Genomic DNA, 18,876 nt, shown 5'->3' with positions numbered 1-18,876 from the left:
TAGAAATCAATTAATTATAACAAACAGATTTATGAACAGAAACAAAAGTGCTATTGTTTGTGGCGCCGGAGGATTTATTGGCGGCCATCTTGTTAACAGATTGAAGAGTGAAGGATACTGGGTTAGAGGAGTAGACATCAAAGCTAACGAATACAACAACAACAATTCAGACGATTTCGTTCTGGGAGATTTACGCGATTTTAACATCTGTAAATCTTTGTTTGATCGGGAAATTGATGAAGTCTATCAGTTGGCAGCCGACATGGGTGGTGCTGGTTATCTATTTACAGGAGAAAATGATGCGGCAGTAATGCATAATTCGGCCTTAATCAACCTGAATATGCTTGAAGTTAGCCGTTTGAATAATGTAAAAAAAATATTCTATTCCTCTTCCGCATGTGTTTATCCGGAATATAATCAAATGGATCCCGATAATCCAAAATGCTCAGAAGATACTGTTTATCCCGCTGCGCCTGACAGCGAATATGGCTGGGAAAAGCTCTTTAGCGAAAGACTTTACCTCACCTATCAGAAAAACTGTAATATCTCTGTTAAAGTCGGCCGTTTCCATAACATCTTCGGGCCTCAGGGCACCTGGGATGGGGGAAAAGAAAAAGTTCCGGCTGCTGTATGCAGAAAGGTTGCCATGGCAGAAAATGGAGGAGAAATAGAAATTTGGGGAGACGGAAAGCAAACCCGCTCTTTTCTGTTTATCGACGAATGTGTAGAGGCTGTTAGAAGGCTCATGAACAGCGACTTTTCGGGGCCTGTCAATATCGGCTCTGAAGAGATGCTCCCAATAAATGACCTGGTTAAAATGGTAGCTGAAATTGCTGGAAAGGAAATAACAATAAAGCATATTACAGGCCCTATCGGAGTAAGAGGCCGGAATTCTGATAATAAGCTCATTATGCAAAAGCTCGACTGGGAACCCTCTGTACCCTTAAGAGTTGGAATCTCCAAGACTTACAAATGGATAGAAGAACAGGTGTTAGCAACCAAAGAGAAGGTATCTGCCACCGAAGAAATGACCCTATAATTCTCTACCTCTTTACAATGGGCTTCCTTCCGGGGAAGTTTCACTTCCCCGGTCCTTTATTCTCAGAACGCAAAATCATGCAAGATGAACAAAAAAGATTGATCTATACGAACATAAGCAGTATAGTTCCAATTCCCACTTCCCATACTAGCGGCTTAAAACAAATACTTTGCAAAGGCTTCAACGAAAAAATGCAGGTGAAACAAATAGCCGTCGGAATATTGCAGAAAGGCGAAGTAATTCCCCCGCATTCGCACCCAGATATGGACGAATGCTATTATGTACTGGAAGGCGAAGGAACTTTTCACATTGATGGAACTACTTACCCAGCTACTACAGGGGCATTCTTTAACATTCCTGCCAGGTCATTTCATTCCATTGAATGCTCGTCATCCTTACGTTTTCTGTATTCTTGTCTGATGCTTATTCCTTAAGCATTTCCATTATCACAAATTAGACCCGACTTTCTTATGATAATACGATCCAGAGCACCTCTTAGGCTAGGCCTCGCAGGAGGAGGAACCGATGTAAGCCCTTATAGCGATCAGTTTGGAGGAGCCATATTGAACGCCACGATTACAAAGTTTGCGTATGCAACTTTAATCCCTCTGGATTTACCTCAAATTGTAATAAAATGTCATGACATTAACGAGCACCACATATTCAATAATATTGATGAATTTGATCTTACAGATTCAAAACTTGCGTTAATCAAATGCATCCACAACAGGATAAAAAAAGAGTTCAGAATTAAAGAACCAATGTTTTATCAGCTGGAAACTTACGTTGATGCCCCTCCCGGATCAGGACTCGGTTCATCGTCCACACTCGTTGTAGCCATTGTCGCCGCATTTTCAGAATGGCTCGGACTCCCCTTAGGCGACTATGATATTGCACATTTGGCATACAGCATAGAGCGGGAAGATTTAGGACTAAGTGGCGGTAAACAGGATCAATATGCTGCCACATTCGGCGGATTTAATTTTATGGAGTTTTATGCCGACCGGGTTGTGGTCAATCCATTGCGCATCAAGCAAAAATATATTTATGAGCTTGAGTTTTCCCTTATCCAATATTATACAGGAACATCCAGGCTTTCTTCTAAGATTATTGATGCCCAGGTAAGAAATGTAAGCGAAAATGCCTCTAAGTCAATTGAAGCCATGCATTCTCTCAAAGACTTAGCATACAACATGAAGGAATCTCTTCTCAGGGGAAGATTGACGGATATAGGAAATTTATTAAATGAAAGCTGGTTCTCAAAAAAAGAGACAGCAGACGAAATCTCCAACCCTGTGGTCGATGAAATCTATGAAGTCGCATTGAAGAACGGAGCTTTGGGTGGAAAGATTTCTGGCGCGGGGGGAGGTGGGTATATGATGTTTTACGTAAAGAATTGCTATGTCTATCATCTCGGAAATGTACTTCATGAGATGGGGGGACAAGTAGAAAGAGTTAATTTCTACGATAAAGGAGTCATGACATGGAAAACCGACGCATAAACTATGAATTGAATGATACGCGAAGCGATTATCTTAGCAGGAGGACTCGGCACCAGACTGAGGTCTGTAATAAAAGACATTCCAAAGCCGATGGCTGAGGTCGCCGGAGTCCCATTCCTGAAATATACATTAAACTATCTTCGGGCAAATAAAATTTCCAGGGTAATTCTTGCTGTCGGATACAAACATGAAATCATCAGAAATTTCCTCGAAAACCCTCACAATAATTACGGATTGGAAATCTGCTATAGCATTGAGGAAGATCTGCTTGGTACAGGAGGCGCTGTATATAAGGGTTTTGAACAGATAGCAGGAGAAAGCGCTTTCATCATTAACGGAGACACCTATTTTGATCCAGACCTGAGTGATCTCGAGAAATTTGCACAATCCAGTTCCGCCAGCGTGGCCATGGCCTTAAAAAAAATACAGAATTCACAACGCTACGGCAGTGTATCAATTACAGAAAACGGCAAAATAATAGGCTTTAAGGAAAAGGGGCTATCTCCAGAAGGAAATACAATAATCAATGGGGGAATTTATTACATGAAAAAAGCCCTGATAGATCAATTTAATATGCCAAAAAAGTTTTCTCTCGAAAAAGACCTTTTTGAGGATAAGGTAAACGATTTGGCGATGTTCGGAAAGATTTATCATAATACTTTTATCGACATAGGAATTCCTTCTGACTATGCGGCAGCTCAGACGATCCTTAAGAATATTATCTGAAATGAAAAAGTATGATACGCTTTTTTTAGACAGGGACGGGGTACTTAACAAAAAGATTGAAGCTGGCTATGTACTCGATATCTGCGACATTGAAGTTCTTCCGGGTGTAGTCTACTTCTTATCCCGGGTTCGTAATCTATTTAATCAGATCATTGTTGTTACGAACCAGCGATGTGTAGGGAGAGGAATGCTGACGATGGACCGCCTGGAAATGATCAATCGGACCTTAAACCAATTAACAGGTTCTCATATAGACCATTTCCTCGTTTGTCCGCACCTGAATAACGATATGTGCGAGTGTCGAAAACCCAAAGATGGACTTTTCCGCAAGGCTGGGGATATTTATAATATTGACTTTAGTAATTCCGTACTTGTAGGAGATTCTGAATCCGATTTGATTCCGGCAAAAGAACTCGGAATCAAAACAATTTATATATCTGGCTATGAAAGCAAATATGCAGACAAAAGAGTAAGTTCGACCTTACATCTTTTGTCTGCATTCAACAACTTATATTAAATTCTTACTTTACGCTATTAACTGCGCCATTTAAGTTTACATAATCGCCTTTTTTATTACCTGGTTTAATCAATGTATTCTGGAAAGCATTGTTCCCACTTGTTGCTGAACCATTAAATATCACTACTCCATGATCTAAACCTCGGCTCGCGTCAAGCGTATTGCTGCTGATCTCATTAGTTGCACTGCCTGATTGAAGGTAGAGTACATTTCCCGCCTTTGTAACCACTACATTATTACCGGTTATCTTTCCCTTCTTGCAGTTATCTAACTTCATACCATATCCATCAACCTGTATTTTATTGTTTGCGACAACAACTCCTTCTATATTATTAAGTTCAAGTCCTCTTATTTTAGTATTGCTGGAGCTACCGGTAAGATTAATAATATTATCTTTAATAATCCATTTAGCCTTAGCATATGTAGACGAACCTAATATCCCAGTAAAACCATATGTAGTAGAGTACATTTCATTTCCAACGGTTTCAAGTCCATCTGTGCCGGCGTTCTCAATTCCATAATAAACACTAGACGTTGTATTCATTCTCATGTCATAGATTTTATTATAATTGATCTTACCATTCAGAGAATATCCGCTAACCGATATACAGGAGGGAGCTGAGCCTGTTTGAACCGTACCGATATCATTGAAATAATTATTATTAATGGTATAGTCGCGGAACCGGGCTATCTTTGGAGAAGAATTGTGATTCTGAAACTCAACACCCATCCTTCCAATACTTAAGAACTTATTATAAGTTATATTAACATTCTTCACCAATGAATTTGCCCCTTCGCTTACCATTTTAATAGCATTAACCTTCGAGTTTGGAATAGAAAATGTACATTGATTAATATTAATCCCATCCATAACATCACTTGCGCCATAATTAGCAATAAAGATCAGACCCTCGGCGTCTTCAGCTGTACTGTTCTTAGTAGAAATGAAAGAAATCCGTTGAATATCCAGGGTTTTAATACTTCCTGAAACTACAAACATTTTATTCTGATCTGTAGTAAAAACAGTACCCTCCTCTCCTAAAATTTGAAGATTATTTACTTTACTAAGTGTGATTGGTTTACTTATTCTATATGTTCCTTTTGGAAAAAAGAGTTTTTTGTTACTTGCAATAAGTGATTGAATTTTTTGACTTTCATCGGAGAGTCCATTGCTGCTAATTCCTGATTTTGTTACATCTGTCAATGTCAGGTTCTGCTCAACTGATGTAATTTCTTCTGGTACGATTTCGGTTTCCTCAGCCTTACAACAAACCAGAAACGAAGTAACAACTAAAAGAGGAAAAATAAATGCTTTCATAATAACTAATAATATTTTCGATATTGATTTTAAGATTAAACTTCTTGATAATCTTTTCATCTTATACCTCACTAATATTATTAGGTTACAGTAAACAACTTCAAAAATAGAGTTATAAAGCATTTAAATTAAATTATGATTAAGATCATTTATTTTTATGACCCAGACCACTCAAATATCAATCACCTCCAAAACGAATTTACTTCATATCACCTTATGATCTGACAGAATGCCTATCTCACCTCATCAAAAAAGGCTTCTATCACTGACTTTAATATTGAAAAAACTTCATACAACCTAGTTATGATCTTTTTTTCACAAAAAACTATTGAATATACAATAAGAACAACAAAAGAGCTTAAAAATAAAGATTAACTTGTTGGGTATTTATCTTTATAGAAAAGAAAGGCATGAACTTGGCCATACCTTTCCTATGGTTTGTCTGAGCTCGGGAAAACTTTTAGATTGCTGATGTGTAGCAGTAGTTTGAATATGAGGCTAAAGATAACTCTTAGCCCCCGCATTTCAAAGCATTATTACACTTAATATCAAAAAACTAATCAATTACCACCTTACCATTCTCTAACTTCAATATCTTATCGACACTTGCCGGTATCTCATGCTCATAATGGCTGACATAAATCAGCGATACATTGGAACGACTGCAGATGGCATCAACAACATGTTTAAAGTGGTCCTGCTGATGTCTGTCCAGGCCCTGGCAAGGTTCATCGAATATTAATAAAGGCGGATTCTTAATCAGAGCACGCGCAAGCAGGCAAAGACGCTGTGTACTTGCCGGTACATTCTTAAATAACCTGGCAGCAAAGCATTCTATTTCGAGCAACCGCATCCATCGCTTGGCAACTTCAGCCTTTTGGGGATTGGAAGGACGAAAAAGCCCAAGTGTATCATAATAGCCCGATTCAATAACCTGCAGACAGGAAGTACCTGCCGGAAAGTATTGAAAGAGCTCCGGTGATACAAAACCAGTTTTCCTCTTAATATCCCAGATACTTTCCCCGCTTCCTCTTTTCCTGTCGAACAAAATGATATGATTAGCATATGCCTGGGGGTTATCTGCATTTATAAGACTCAATAAGGTCGATTTTCCCGCCCCGTTGTGTCCAACTAACGCCCATCGCTCTCCCTGCTTTATCGTCCAGTTGACATGATCAAGAATCACCTTCTCTCCATATTGTATCACGATATCTTTCATTTCAACAATACTTGAATAAGCCTGCCCTTGGCCTTCAGAAATCAGGGTACCGAGTTCTTCGGTATTAATTACCGGCAAACTTGAAAAATTAAGCATTGCGGCATCAAACCCGCTTTTGTCCATAGAGGCCACAATCTTTCCCTTCTCAAGTACTGCTACATGGGTAATCGAATCGGGGATCTCAGTTGGAGCTGTAGACATTATCACACTGATTCCAGTGGCCGAAATTTCTGATAACAGATCATTAAACTCCTTTCTCGTACCTGTGTCAAGCCCGGTTAAAGGATTATCAAGTAATAATAAAACCGGATTCTTAATCAGTGCAGACGCTATCAGTAAGCGTTTGGTCTCACCGTTCGAAAGTTTAATCAGCTGCTTATTAAGAAGAGGCGTAAGTTTCAGTTTCTCTGTTACCCTGCCGAAATCCCAGATCCCGCCCCTTCCGGTATGCTGAACCCTAAGCAGATACTCTTCTACCAATTCTGAGTCCTCAGAATCAGATGAATTAAAGCGCTGCTGGTAATAAAAATTGCTGACATTAGAAAGATTGCGAAAACCATGTCGTGTACCTACCAGCGCAACAAGCTTGTGCCAGGTGAACAAAGGATCGCGCACTCTTTCTGCTTCCTGCCCGCCCTCTGGTAAAGGATGAACCACATGGCCTCCTGAAATAGGATACTTTCCGGCAATAGTATCCAGAAGACTGCTCTTACCAGATCCGCTTGCTCCCACAAGCGCCCAGTGTTCGCCTTTCTTAATTTCGAAGTCGAGCCCACCAAATATTGTTTGTGTAGCTCCGCGCACTGTTACATCTTTGAAAGAAAGTATTATATTTTCCATTTGAACAGCTATATCACGGCAAATATCTTATGCTTTAATCCCCTTTCGCCGGCCTTCTATATTGGGTAAAAGTCCCGTTATAATGCCAATAAGCGGAAGGTAAGCACAAACGCTAAAAACATACCCGACACTCGTCATATCTGCAAGTTTTCCCAGCAATGCTGAACCCAGTCCTCCCATTCCGAATGCGAAACCAAAGAACAAGCCCGCAATCATTCCTACTTTTCCCGGAACCAGTTCCGTTGCATAAACCAGGATAGCTGAAAAGGCCGAGGATATGATAACTCCAATAATAACAGACAGGATCCCCGTCCAGAACAAGTTTACATGAGGGAGAAGCAAAGTAAACGGAGCCACTCCCAGAATAGACACCCATATAATGTACTTCCTTCCAAACCGGTCACCGAGCGGCCCTCCGATCAAAGTACCCGCCGCAACCGAGGCAAGAAATACAAACAAATAGATTTGCGACAGCTGCACTGATACCCCAAACTTATCGATCAGGTAGAAGGTAAAATAACTGGTCATACTGGCCATGTAGAAATATTTCGAAAAGATCAGGACCAGTAATATTGCCAGCGAAATCGTTACCCTCGTTTTCGAAATTCCCGGACCGGCGTCTGCTGCATTCGCACCTTTACCCTTCGATCTGAGAATCAGATGCTCCTTATACCAAGTACCGACTCTCGACAACACGATTATCGCAAGGATAGCTGCAAGTGCAAACCAGATAATATTAAATTGCCCGTAGGGCACAACCACCAGGGCTGCGAGCAAAGGACCAGTAGCACTGCCGGCATTTCCGCCCAGTTGAAAAATCGACTGAGCCAGCCCTTTCTTCCCGCCCGACGCTAAATGTGCGACACGCGAAGATTCAGGATGGAAGACCGAGGATCCTATCCCGATCAGGCTTACTGAAATGAGTATAGTGATAAAACTTGAAGCAAAAGAAACGGAAATAAGTCCTAAAAAAGTAAATGCCATTCCTGCAGCCAGGGAATAAGGCCGGGGTGTTCGGTCGGTATAATGGCCAACAAAGGGCTGCAGAAGCGAGGCAGTGAGTTGAAACGTAAAAGTAATCAACCCGATCTGGGTGAATGACAGATGATATTTTTCCTTTATCAATGGATAGACAGCAGGAATCACAGACTGCATCATATCATTAAGCAGGTGCGTAAAACTGATCGCAAATAATATAGAATAGACAGTCTGCTGTGTGAACGATTTAGCTTCCGGAGTCAATGCAGATTTTGAGACTTTCATACTGTTTGCTATCAATAAAAGTAAAGCCTGCGGCAACAAATCGGGGCAACAGGGCAAGCCAATAAAAAACAAAACCCCTCAGAGCTTCTTCCGAGGGGTTTCTTTGGTGGAGGCTACTGGATTCGAACCAGTGACCCTCTGCTTGTAAGGCAGATGCTCTGAACCAGCTGAGCTAAGCCTCCATTACAGGATATATTTCAAAAACAAGTCCGTCTGAGTACTACCCGAAGAACTTTGGTGGAGGCTACTGGATTCGAACCAGTGACCCTCTGCTTGTAAGGCAGATGCTCTGAACCAGCTGAGCTAAGCCTCCCTCCCTGTCATACGGGCTATCCCGTTTGGGACTGCAAATATAGAATCGTTGATGAACTCTGCAAAATATATTTTAAAATTTCCTGTAAAAGGATTACAGATATTTTGTGAGTTCGGGAGAATCAGGTTTCACAGCCGACCGGAACCGGTGAATAAGCTTCCCGTTTTCATCTATAAGAAATTTCTCAAAATTCCATTTAATGTCACCGGTAAAATCTGGATTGTCCTCCGTGGTCAGATATTTGAAAAGAGAATTGATATCCTCCCCTTTCACGCTTACTTTTTCAGCCATCAGAAAACTCACCCCATAATTCTTCTGACAAAATTCCTGGATATCTTCATTCGATCCGGGCTCCTGCCCTCCGAAGTTATTTGCAGGAAACCCAATAATTACCAGCTTATCCTTGTATTCCTGCGAAAGCTTTTCAAGCTCAGCATACTGAGGCGTAAAACCGCATTTGGAAGCCGTATTAACGATCAGGATCTTCTTGCCTTTAAACTTCGACAGGCTAACCGTTTCTCCGTCTATAGACGTGAATTTAAAGCCGTGGATGCCTTTAGGCGGGAAAGTTAAAAGAGATAACAGAATAATTGCTGCAAATTTCATAATTTCTCGGTATATAAAACAAACTTAGAAAATATATTTGTACACGTCCAGCTATATATACGAAAGAAAAGTAGCCTCAACGTAAATTTTTAATCCTTTCCGCAGCAGTACAAAAAAGCCGCTCCGGATAATCTCCGGGAGCGGCTAACCTAACTCACTAAACATTACTAAACCAAGCCTTTATGCCGGAAACTCGTCAAAAAGCTTTTCTGCAATCTTTTTGAATCTCTCACTGCTTTTCGATAACTTTTGATGCTATAATCTATCAGGCCAATAATATTATTGGCTCCTCCATGTGCGTTCCTTATATATTACAAACGCGCAAAACACAACTTTACTATCTGGTTATAAGTTTGTTACACCAGATTTACACAAGCATGATATACAAAGATTACGCAGCTGCTAAGAAAGATATTTGCCCACTATCGGCATTCTCCTGCCCATACCGAACGCTTTTGGCGATACCCGTAGAATAGGGGGTGTTTGATAACGCTTAAACTCGGCCTTATTAACCATTTTAATAACTTTCCTCACAAGTTCCTCGTCAAATCCCTGGGCAATTATATCCCTCGAGCTTTTCTTAAGCTCTACATACTGATAGAGAAGCCGGTCAAGGATATCATAATCCGGCAGAGAGTCGCTGTCTTTCTGCCCGGGACGAAGTTCTGCAGACGGAGGTTTCACAATACTGTTCTGCGGAATGATTTCACGTTCCCTGTTGATATGGTTAGCAAGTTCATAAACCTGGGTCTTATAAACATCTCCCAGCACAGAAATAGCGCCCGCCATATCCCCGTAAAGTGTACCATATCCCACAGCACACTCACTTTTATTGGAGGTATTCAACAGAATGTACCCAAATTTATTAGAGAAAGCCATCACAATGACCGCACGGCAGCGGGCCTGAATGTTTTCTTCGGTGATATTGAACGGAAGGCCTTTAAATGCAGGCTCCAGCATGCGTTCAAATGCATCAGCAGCTTCTTTAATCGGAACAACATAATGCTTACACCCTAAGTTATTGACCAGATCCATTGCATCTTTAATAGAATGATCCGTCGAAAATTTAGAAGGCATCAGTACCGCTGTCACGTTTTCCGGACCCAGAGCTTCTGCAGCCAGCGCACATACGATGGCTGAATCAATCCCTCCGGATAATCCAAGAACAGCTTGCGTAAACCCTGATTTCGTAAAATAATCTCTTATCCCAAGCAATAATCCCTGATGGATCTGATCAATATCCGGCAACGGATTATAGGGCACAGGAGTCAGATCCTGGATCTTCCCCCCTGCAAATTCATAAATCCGGAGATCTTCTTCAAAGTACTTAAGCTGGTCAAGGATCTCTCCCTCCTCATTAAACACAAACGATCCCCCGTCAAATATAATTTCAGTCTGAGCCCCCACCTGATTAACATACAACAGAGGAAGACTGTACTTCCTGCTGTTATCACTCAACACCTTCACCCGATTATCATCATGATTATAAGCAAAAGGCGACGCCGCAATATTGATCATGAGGTCTGGCTTCTCTTCTATCAGCTGATCCATCGGAGCTGCAATATAGAGGGGATTGTCATTGATGTTCCACAGATCTTCACAAATCGTCAAAGCGATCTTGCAGCCCTTAAAATCAACACAATTAAACTCTGCAGACGGCTCAAAATACCGGTATTCATCAAACACATCATACGTCGGCAGCAACGCTTTGTTTACTATCGATTTAATTTCGCCATCTTCAATGAAGCAGGCAGAGTTAAACAGATCTTTACCCTCTGTTTTTGGATTTCGGGTAGGGGTACCTAAAATACAGGCGATCCCATGACAGGCCGCAGCAATATCTTGCACAGAACTCTCACACAACTCAAGAAACTCTGTAAACTCAAGAAAATCCCTGGGGGGATATCCGCATACAGCCAGTTCGGCAAACACCACAAGATCTGCACCCTGTGTTCTTGCTCTGTTAATAGCGTCAATGATCTTTTGAGTATTTGATTCAAAATTTCCTATGTGATAATTTAGTTGTGCAAGAGCAATCTTCATAATAAAAGCTTCAACGTTATTGGTAGAATAATTTATATGATAAAAGGATTTTTGATGATAACGTTTAAAAGAAAACACCCACAGTCAATGCGAGATATGAATTCTTCATATCAGGACTTCCGCTTATCACCTTTGTAAAACCATTATTGTAGGTTAAGCCTGTAACAATATTAAAGTTATCATTTATGTTCCATTCCGCACCTCCGCCAATTATCATGCTCAGACGGAAAGTTTTAACATCCGAAATATTCGGATTACGTTGATCCGCAGCCTGCTCCCCTATAACTTTTTCAGCCCGTGTTCCCTTAGCTCCTATCTTTACCCCCGTCCCGAGTCCGAATTGCCCGTAGAACCTTCCCGCCTGAACAGGATTGCTCTTGAGTTTTAAAGTAAAAGGTACTTCAATGTACCGGATCTTATAAACATCATTATAATAAGTAGAAGAGTTACTCTGTATACCTTCTGTTGTCTTCCCGTTGATTGTTGTAAGGGTGAAAGCGGTAGAAAAGTAATAATTACGGGCAAAACCGATGTCGGCCAGTACACCATAAGAAAAGCCGGTCCTTACACCATCATTCTCGGGAATACCATTACCCTCATCCACGGAGAGCCAGGCAATATTTGGCGAAGCCGTAAACCCAAGCTGCAAATTATCTGTTATTGTTTGAGCGCCCGACTGTAAAGCCAGGAAAAGTATCGCAAGAACACCAATTAGTTTTTTCATATTTTCGCTTCTGATATAAACATGATACGTAAAAGAAGTTTTCAAATCTACTTGTTTTTTTTAATTGCATTGTTGGTCTCATGCAAGAATAAGAAGCGTGCAGACATTAGCAATATAAAACTGGACATTCAAATCGAACGGTTTGATCAGGATTTCGGGAAACTTGCCCCCGGTAACTTCGGCCGGCAAATACCCGCCCTGCAGAAAAGATACGGTAGCTTTTATAAGGACTATGTAGAAGGAATGCTCAATGCCGGAAGCACCACCGACACTTCCTATTATCAAAATCTGCGAACGATACTGACTAATCAGGACTATAAGGCCCTCCACCAGGCGGTTCAGCAAAAGTTCCGAGACATGAGTCCCTGGCAGAAAGAACTAACGGATGCATTTAAGCATATTAAATACTATTTCCCTGATCAGCAAGCTCCCAGGATCATCACATTCCTTTCCGGCTTCGCAGTCCAGGTTCCCGTAGGAGATAACTATGTGGGGATTGGTCTCGATATGTTTCTCGGAGCCGACTCAAAATTCTACCCGGCTCTCAGACAAAGCATACCTGTATATATCTCCAGGAGATTTACCCCTTCCAATATCACCCCCAGGGTAACGGAATCATTCATCAGGGAAGATATGTTTCCCGAACCCGACCACCTGAATTCATTTCTGGAAAGGATGATTTATAATGGCAAGATCATGTATCTGATGAATTCGGTATTGCCTGATGTGCCCGACTCCGTAGTCATCGGCTATACCGGAAAACAACAAAAATGGTGTGAGACCTATGAGGCAGATATATGGGCTTATTTCCTGCAGGAAAATTTACTGTATGAAACAGACTATATAAAAACACAGAAGTTCCTTTCGGAAGCTCCGTTTACTCCGGGTATTGGAGAAGGAAACAACTCAGCACCGAAGCTTGGTATTTATATTGGCTGGCAGATCGTAAAGAAATACATGTCAGAAAATCCAGGGATTACCCCTCTGCAACTAATGCAGGATACAAAATACCAGGAGATCCTCAACCGGTCTCACTATAAGCCCAAATAATCAAAAGTTCTCCGGAGAGGACTTCTGATCTGCGGGGGAAACAGCAAGTTCATTAACACCCCTGATATCTGATTTACCCGCACGCCCGGTACCTCCCGAATAAACACGGCCTTGCGGAAGCTGGCTCAGGGGCCTGCCCGGCACCCCGCTGTTAAGCTGGGAATAAATCGTATACAAGTCGGTTTGAGCATTTGTAAGATAACCTCCCGCCCTGTTGTTGATACCGATAAATGCCGTCTGCCGGGGATCTGACATCTGTGGCTTCACCCCTGAAGAAAGATAATTTATAAGCACTTTTCCCCCGTTACCGTTGTCGTGCTTGCGGTTAGACATCTTGGCATCCAGCCCGGGAACTTGAATAACAAGACCATTGAGCGCTGCAAAATTTACAGAAAGAACGATGTCGGTCCCGTTATTCCTGCCGTCACTTCCTCTGATAATACATTCCCTGCCGATAACTGCATATTTTATAAGCAGGTTAACCTTTTTCTTATTTAGAAAATCAATAGAAGACTTGTCTCCCATAATTAAAGTATCTATCACGATAGAAGTGAGGGAGTCTCTCCCGCTAATTCTGTATTCCTGCCGTTTTTTAAGCTCCAGCTTACCAATTCTAACAGGCTCACTACCGGCCTGGGCAAAAGCAGGGCCCAGCAAGGAGATAAATGCTAATGCGCAAAAAATCAGTCTCTTTATCATTACATTCATATTAACGATAAAGAGATGCACTTAGTCTCGGTTCTCCATAAATCCTGGAAAAAATTCCGGAAGAAATTAGCGTAGTATGTTATAAACTGACTTCAGCGCAATCGCGATACCTGCTAATGTTATCAGATTGGAAACAAGGTCTATCATTGTCCATTCCCCGAGGAAGCGAAGGACTACACCAATCATAATGACAACGATACCAATAGTCATTAAACTGTAATGAGCAGGATTATTAGCGTTATCGCTTCCGTTGCTAGTGTTGTAAGTTTGTTTTACGTTTTCCATTTTCTATTATACTGCTGCTAATTTATAAAAAATCCGGGAATCAAGCCATCTTCAGGGCGCACTATCCGACTGTAAAACAATTAAGTCGGGCACGGGTTCTTAAGGAAACAATAAACCTATGGCAAAGTATTCAGAAAAATCTCAGGAGAAAGTGCATGAAGCTATGCACGAGATGAAAGAAGGGAAACTAAAAAGCGGTACCGGTAAAAAAGTCACCAACCCCAAACAGGCTGTAGCTATTGGACTGTCAGAAGCCAGGGAGGAAGGTGCGAAGGTACCGAAAAAGAAAAAATAAAAACAAAGACCGAAAATTAGTTTGTTAGCTGGCCGATCAGCCATTTCGCGAAATCTGACAGCTAACAGACTAATTGCTGATTCCTTAAATCTTCAGATCCTCCAGCTCCCTGCTGATAAAGCTTAATTCGTCCGCTGACAGTTTCACACTGGCAGCTCTTGCATTTTGCACGGCCTGTTCTGCATTACGTGCACCCACAAGCGCTATCGTAATCCCTGGCTTCTCAACTGTCCAGCGAAGCACCAGCTGGCTCAGTGTAACGCCCTTCTCGTCTGCAAGAGGCTTTACTTTGTCAAGAAAAGCATTCACACGCTGCATACTGTTTCCATTGAAATATCTGTGAGCAGCCCTGTGATCTCCTTCTGAAAACTGATATCCTGGTTTCATCTTCCCGGTAAGCAGGCCTCTTTCCAATGGGCTGTAGGCAAGGATTGATTTATTATTTGCCAGACAATAAGGAATAACTACCTCCTCGATATGCCTGTTTACCATACTGTAAGGCACCTGGTTAGATACCAGATCTATCGAAGACTCTGCTTCCTTCATCTGGTCCTCATTGTAATTGCACACACCGGCATGCCGCACCTTTCCGTCTTTAATCAGCCGTTGTACAGCCTCCATACTCTCGGTTACCGGAGTGGTTTCGTCAGGCCAGTGTATCTGGTAAAGATCAATATAGTCTGTCCCCAGGCGTCTGAGACTATCCTCACATTCTTTTATAATACTTTCCCTCCCGGCATATTTATAAATTTCAATCTCCTGCCCGGCATTGTTCTTGCTTTTCATGGCAAATGAGCCTTTTGCCAGATCCCACCTCATTCCGTACTTCGTCAGGATCTGGACCTTATCTCTTGGCAGCCCTTTAATTGCTTCTCCCACGATTTCTTCACTCAACCCTTGTCCATAGACAGGTGCTGTATCAATAGATGTTACTCCGAGATCATACGAGGCCCGGATAGCCTCTACGGCATCTTTACGTTCCGTGCCTCCCCACATCCATCCGCCGGCAGCCCAGGACCCAAACGTCACTATTGATAACTCAAGATCTGAATTACCTATTTTTCTGTATTCCATAAATTGTTTATTTTCCTAACAAGAAAGAAGAATGATAAGTTTTTAGGAACCTGGTCCCGCTGCAATGCAGACGACAAAAAAAATCAGACACCGGATCCGATTTCCAATGTCTGACTTCAATTATGTTATTTATATTCTTTATCCGTTCGACAATGCAGCAGCACCACTTACAATTTCAGTAAGCTCTGTAGTGATTGCGGCTTGTCTGGCCTGGTTATATGATAAGCGAAGGGAACGCAACAGTTCTCCTGCATTTTCAGTAGCCTTGTCCATTGCGGTCATCCGGGCTCCATGCTCTGAAGCATGAGAATCAAGCACCGCTTTATATAGCTGAATCTTGATCGACTTCGGAATGAGTTCATTAACGATCTCTTCCTGGGAAGGCTCAAGAATATAGTCAACTTTAGATGCATTCCCGGCCTTTGCATCCTCTGTATTCCTTGGAAGAGGAAGAAGCTGCTCGGTAAGCAGGTATTGAACGGCAGCATTTCTGAAATGGTTGTAAACTACTTCCACACGATCATAGTTCCCATTAACAAAGCCCTGCATGATAGACTCTGTAATAGCAGAAACGTTCTCAAAAGTCAAATTGGAATAAACTTCATTGTTATTCCCTATTACATTGAATTTACGTCTTTCGAAAAAGTCCTGGGTCTTCTTTCCGATCGCAACTATGCTTACATTCCCCTTTCTGAACTGTTCGCTGTACTTCTCTGCTATTAATTGATTTACCGTCTTAATAACATTGGCATTAAAAGCTCCGGCCAATCCCCTGTTCGAGGAAACTGCTACGATTAAAACTCTTACAGGTTCACGCTCCTGAATATATGGAGAAGTAGAACTTTCAAGGCTTGCGGAAAGGTTGCCCAGAATATCCTTAAGCTTATTAGCATATGGACGTAGCTGAACAATAGCATTCGTAGCTCTCTTAAGTTTTGCAGCCGAAACCATTTTCATAGCTTTTGTGATCTGCTGCGTTGAACCTACCGACGTAATCCTGTTTCTAACTTCTTTTAAATTCGCCATTTTTCTCTTAATAAGATATGAGATTTAAGACTTAAGATCAGGTTACCTGCCGGTCCCCTCATCTCCGCCTCAGATCTCACATCTAATATCTCAATTAATAATTTGCTGCCAGTTCTTTAGCTACTTTCTCAAGCACTTCCGTAATGCTGTCATCAAATTTTCCAGCCTTTAGTGCCTCCAGGACTTCCGGATGGCGAACTTCAAGCTGCTGGGTATATTCTGCTTCAAATTGCTTTACCTTGTTCACAGGTACCTGACGAAGCAATCCCTTAGTACCCGCATAGATAATAGCAACCTGTTTTTCTACTGTAACCGGAGAGAACTGTCCCTGCTTAAGGATCTCCACATTTCTTGCACCCTTGTCGAGTACAGACTTGGTAGCCGCATCAAGGTCAGAACCGAACTTTGCAAACGCTTCCAGTTCGCGGTACTGCGCCTGGTCAAGCTTCAATGTACCGGCAACCTTCTTCATCGACTTGATCTGTGCATTACCTCCCACACGCGATACCGAGATACCAACGTTGATTGCAGGACGTACACCGGCATTGAACAAGTTAGACTCGAGGAAGATCTGCCCGTCAGTAATAGAAATTACATTTGTCGGAATATATGCAGATACGTCACCAGCCTGTGTTTCAATGATAGGAAGAGCTGTCAGCGAACCACCACCCTTAACAAGAGGCCTGATTGACTCAGGGAGGTCATTCATCTGCTGCGCAATCTCATCAGAACTGTTAATCTTTGCAGCTCTTTCCAGCAAACGGCTGTGCAGATAAAATACATCGCCTGGATAAGCTTCACGGCCTGGAGGACGACGAAGCAGCAGAGACACCTCACGGTAAGCTACAGCCTGCTTTGAAAGGTCATCGTAGATAATCAGCGCCGGACGACCGGTATCACGGAAAAACTCTCCGATTGCAGCACCTGCAAATGGTGCAAAGAATTGCATCGGTGCAGGCTCAGAAGCGGATGCAGCTACAACTATAGAATACGGCATAGCACCATTTTCTTCAAGCGTACGTACAATATTAGCTACTGTAGAATTCTTCTGACCAATCGCAACGTAAATACAATATACGGGTTTGCCCGCCGCATAAAACTCCTTCTGATTGATGATGGTATCGATACAAACAGCAGTCTTACCAGTCTGACGATCGCCGATTACAAGCTCACGCTGTCCGCGGCCGATAGGAATCATAGCATCGATAGCTTTGATACCTGTCTGCAAAGGCTCATTCACCGGCTGACGATAAATTACTCCCGGAGCTTTACGCTCAATCGGCATTTCATAAGTCTCACCGGCAATAGGTCCTTTTCCGTCTATTGGCTCTCCTATGGTGTTCACAACCCGGCCAAGCATGCCGTCTCCAACACGTATAGAAGCGATTCTCTTTGTACGCTTTATGGTATCACCTTCTTTAACACCTTCTGTAGGGCCTAATAATACGACCCCTACGTTGTCTTCTTCCAGGTTTAATACAACCCCCTGTAGTCCGTTGTCAAATTCAACCAGCTCACCTGATTGAACTTTGGTGAGGCCGTATACCCGGGCGATCCCATCGCCTACCTGCAACACGGTACCTACTTCTTCAAGCTCGGCCTCTGATTTAAAGCCCGACAACTGCTGACGCAGTATCGCCGAAACTTCATCTGGTCTTACCTCTACCATAGTTTTTTATCTTAATTTTTTTTCTTTAATGATTGATTATTTATGCAATAAGTCCGCCTTCTTTAAACAGACGCTTTCTGTGCAAACTCTTTCTTTAACTTGTTCAGGTTGCTTACAATACTGGCATCAAACTGCCTGTCCCCTACTTTTAAAATAAACCCTCCGATCAGGCCGGTATCTATTTTAGTTTCAAGAACAACCTGGTTCTTCGTAGCTTCAGTCACAAGTTGCTCAATCTGCTTCCTGTTATCCTCACTTAAAGGCGCGGCAGAAGTAACAATTGCCCTTATAATCCCTTTCCGTTTGTTATACTCGTTGATAAATTCCTTCGCGGTGGAATAAAGGATCTCAGCACGTCCCTTATTTACAACAATTGTGAAAAAGGACATCACTATTTTATGAAACCCGGCTCCAAACAGACCTTTAAGAATAGCGAGTTTCTTGTCCATATGTATAATGGGATTCCTGAGAATCGCAGCTAACTGCGGATTCGACTTCAGAACCTTCAGAAACGACTCTATATCAGACTTGATAGGCTCAAGCGCATTTTGCTCTTCAGCCAGGTCTATTAATGATTTTGCGTACCGTGATGCTACTTGTATTTCAGACATCTCTATGTGTTGTAAGTTGTAAATTGTAAGTTGTAAGGCCTGGCATAC

Annotated in this window: 19 protein-coding genes and 2 tRNA genes; 7 read left to right on the top strand and 14 right to left on the bottom strand. The window is 42.1% G+C overall.

Annotated features, from left to right (window positions below; translation table 11 throughout):
* The first annotated feature begins 31 nt into the window (after window positions 1-31).
* The 5 genes from DDR33_RS20450 to DDR33_RS20430 are packed head-to-tail and all read left to right on the top strand — an operon-like array spanning window position 32 to window position 3,784.
* Window positions 32-1,039, top strand: a complete 1,008-nt coding sequence (locus DDR33_RS20450; protein ID WP_109417659.1) for an NAD-dependent epimerase/dehydratase family protein — start codon at window positions 32-34, stop codon at window positions 1,037-1,039.
* Window positions 973-1,473, top strand: coding sequence for a cupin domain-containing protein (locus DDR33_RS27010; protein ID WP_109417658.1), 501 nt, complete (start codon window positions 973-975; stop codon window positions 1,471-1,473). The genes DDR33_RS20450 and DDR33_RS27010 overlap by 67 nt, the downstream gene beginning before the upstream one ends.
* 36 nt (window positions 1,474-1,509) lie before the next feature.
* Window positions 1,510-2,541, top strand: coding sequence for a GHMP family kinase ATP-binding protein (locus DDR33_RS20440; protein ID WP_109417657.1), 1,032 nt, complete (start codon window positions 1,510-1,512; stop codon window positions 2,539-2,541).
* Between the two features lie 12 nt (window positions 2,542-2,553).
* Window positions 2,554-3,267, top strand: coding sequence for a nucleotidyltransferase family protein (locus tag DDR33_RS20435; RefSeq protein WP_109417656.1), 714 nt, complete (start codon window positions 2,554-2,556; stop codon window positions 3,265-3,267).
* 1 nt (window position 3,268) lies between these two features.
* Entirely contained in the window at window positions 3,269-3,784 is a 516-nt protein-coding gene (locus DDR33_RS20430; RefSeq protein WP_158280818.1) for a D-glycero-alpha-D-manno-heptose-1,7-bisphosphate 7-phosphatase, read from the top strand.
* Window positions 3,785-3,788: 4 nt separating this feature from the next.
* Here the strand turns inward: DDR33_RS20430 and DDR33_RS20425 are convergent, their stop codons facing one another.
* From DDR33_RS20425 to DDR33_RS20390, 8 genes are all read right to left on the bottom strand, one after another.
* Window positions 3,789-5,162, bottom strand: coding sequence for a glycoside hydrolase family 55 protein (locus DDR33_RS20425; protein ID WP_238387880.1), 1,374 nt, complete (start codon window positions 5,160-5,162; stop codon window positions 3,789-3,791).
* A gap of 496 nt (window positions 5,163-5,658) precedes the next feature.
* Window positions 5,659-7,161 carry an ATP-binding cassette domain-containing protein gene (locus DDR33_RS20420; RefSeq protein WP_109417653.1) on the bottom strand — a complete coding sequence of 501 codons (1,503 nt, stop codon included), beginning with the start codon at window positions 7,159-7,161 and terminating at the stop codon, window positions 5,659-5,661.
* 27 nt (window positions 7,162-7,188) lie between these two features.
* The gene (locus tag DDR33_RS20415; RefSeq protein ID WP_109417652.1) at window positions 7,189-8,424 is read right to left on the bottom strand and encodes an MFS transporter; all 1,236 of its coding nucleotides are present in this window, start codon (window positions 8,422-8,424) and stop codon (window positions 7,189-7,191) included.
* A gap of 104 nt (window positions 8,425-8,528) precedes the next feature.
* Window positions 8,529-8,606: transfer RNA gene (locus DDR33_RS20410), tRNA-Val, on the bottom strand.
* Window positions 8,607-8,659: 53 nt separating this feature from the next.
* Window positions 8,660-8,737 (bottom strand) — tRNA-Val (locus DDR33_RS20405).
* A gap of 93 nt (window positions 8,738-8,830) precedes the next feature.
* The gene (locus DDR33_RS20400) at window positions 8,831-9,343 is read right to left on the bottom strand and encodes a glutathione peroxidase (protein ID WP_109417651.1); all 513 of its coding nucleotides are present in this window, start codon (window positions 9,341-9,343) and stop codon (window positions 8,831-8,833) included.
* A gap of 402 nt (window positions 9,344-9,745) precedes the next feature.
* Window positions 9,746-11,386 (bottom strand): NAD+ synthase, encoded by a 1,641-nt coding sequence (locus DDR33_RS20395; RefSeq protein ID WP_109417714.1) that lies wholly within the window; start codon window positions 11,384-11,386, stop codon window positions 9,746-9,748.
* A gap of 64 nt (window positions 11,387-11,450) precedes the next feature.
* Window positions 11,451-12,110, bottom strand: coding sequence for a porin family protein (locus DDR33_RS20390; protein ID WP_109417650.1), 660 nt, complete (start codon window positions 12,108-12,110; stop codon window positions 11,451-11,453).
* Window positions 12,111-12,131: 21 nt separating this feature from the next.
* Here DDR33_RS20390 and gldB point away from each other — a divergent pair, with 21 nt between their 5' ends.
* Complete coding sequence (gene gldB / locus DDR33_RS20385) at window positions 12,132-13,160, top strand: gliding motility lipoprotein GldB (protein WP_109417649.1); 1,029 nt, start codon at window positions 12,132-12,134, stop codon at window positions 13,158-13,160.
* Here gldB and DDR33_RS20380 read toward each other — a convergent pair whose 3' ends face one another.
* Together DDR33_RS20380 and DDR33_RS26770 are read right to left on the bottom strand one after the other, a co-directional pair.
* The gene (locus DDR33_RS20380) at window positions 13,161-13,859 is read right to left on the bottom strand and encodes a hypothetical protein (RefSeq protein WP_146198817.1); all 699 of its coding nucleotides are present in this window, start codon (window positions 13,857-13,859) and stop codon (window positions 13,161-13,163) included.
* Between the two features lie 75 nt (window positions 13,860-13,934).
* Window positions 13,935-14,078, bottom strand: coding sequence for a hypothetical protein (locus tag DDR33_RS26770; protein WP_238387879.1), 144 nt, complete (start codon window positions 14,076-14,078; stop codon window positions 13,935-13,937).
* A gap of 193 nt (window positions 14,079-14,271) precedes the next feature.
* On the opposite strand from DDR33_RS26770, the gene DDR33_RS26500 reads away from it, so the two are divergent.
* Window positions 14,272-14,448, top strand: a complete 177-nt coding sequence (locus DDR33_RS26500; RefSeq protein ID WP_202913803.1) for a DUF6496 domain-containing protein — start codon at window positions 14,272-14,274, stop codon at window positions 14,446-14,448.
* 84 nt (window positions 14,449-14,532) lie between these two features.
* Here the strand turns inward: DDR33_RS26500 and DDR33_RS20370 are convergent, their stop codons facing one another.
* From DDR33_RS20370 to atpH, 4 genes are all read right to left on the bottom strand, one after another.
* Entirely contained in the window at window positions 14,533-15,522 is a 990-nt protein-coding gene (locus DDR33_RS20370) for an aldo/keto reductase (protein ID WP_109417646.1), read from the bottom strand.
* A gap of 138 nt (window positions 15,523-15,660) precedes the next feature.
* A complete protein-coding gene (gene atpG / locus DDR33_RS20365; RefSeq protein ID WP_109417645.1) occupies window positions 15,661-16,548 on the bottom strand; it encodes an ATP synthase F1 subunit gamma in 888 nt (295 codons plus the stop codon).
* A 94-nt stretch (window positions 16,549-16,642) separates the two neighbouring features.
* Window positions 16,643-18,217 (bottom strand): F0F1 ATP synthase subunit alpha, encoded by a 1,575-nt coding sequence (gene atpA / locus DDR33_RS20360; protein WP_109417644.1) that lies wholly within the window; start codon window positions 18,215-18,217, stop codon window positions 16,643-16,645.
* Window positions 18,218-18,279: 62 nt separating this feature from the next.
* Window positions 18,280-18,876 (bottom strand): ATP synthase F1 subunit delta (gene atpH, locus DDR33_RS20355; protein ID WP_317047463.1); only part of this gene is annotated, 597 nt, incomplete at its 5' end.

The sequence above is a fragment of the Pararcticibacter amylolyticus genome (assembly GCF_003130405.1).
Classification (GTDB): domain Bacteria; phylum Bacteroidota; class Bacteroidia; order Sphingobacteriales; family Sphingobacteriaceae; genus Arcticibacter; species Arcticibacter amylolyticus.
This window is presented reverse-complemented; position numbering and strand designations above follow the sequence as displayed.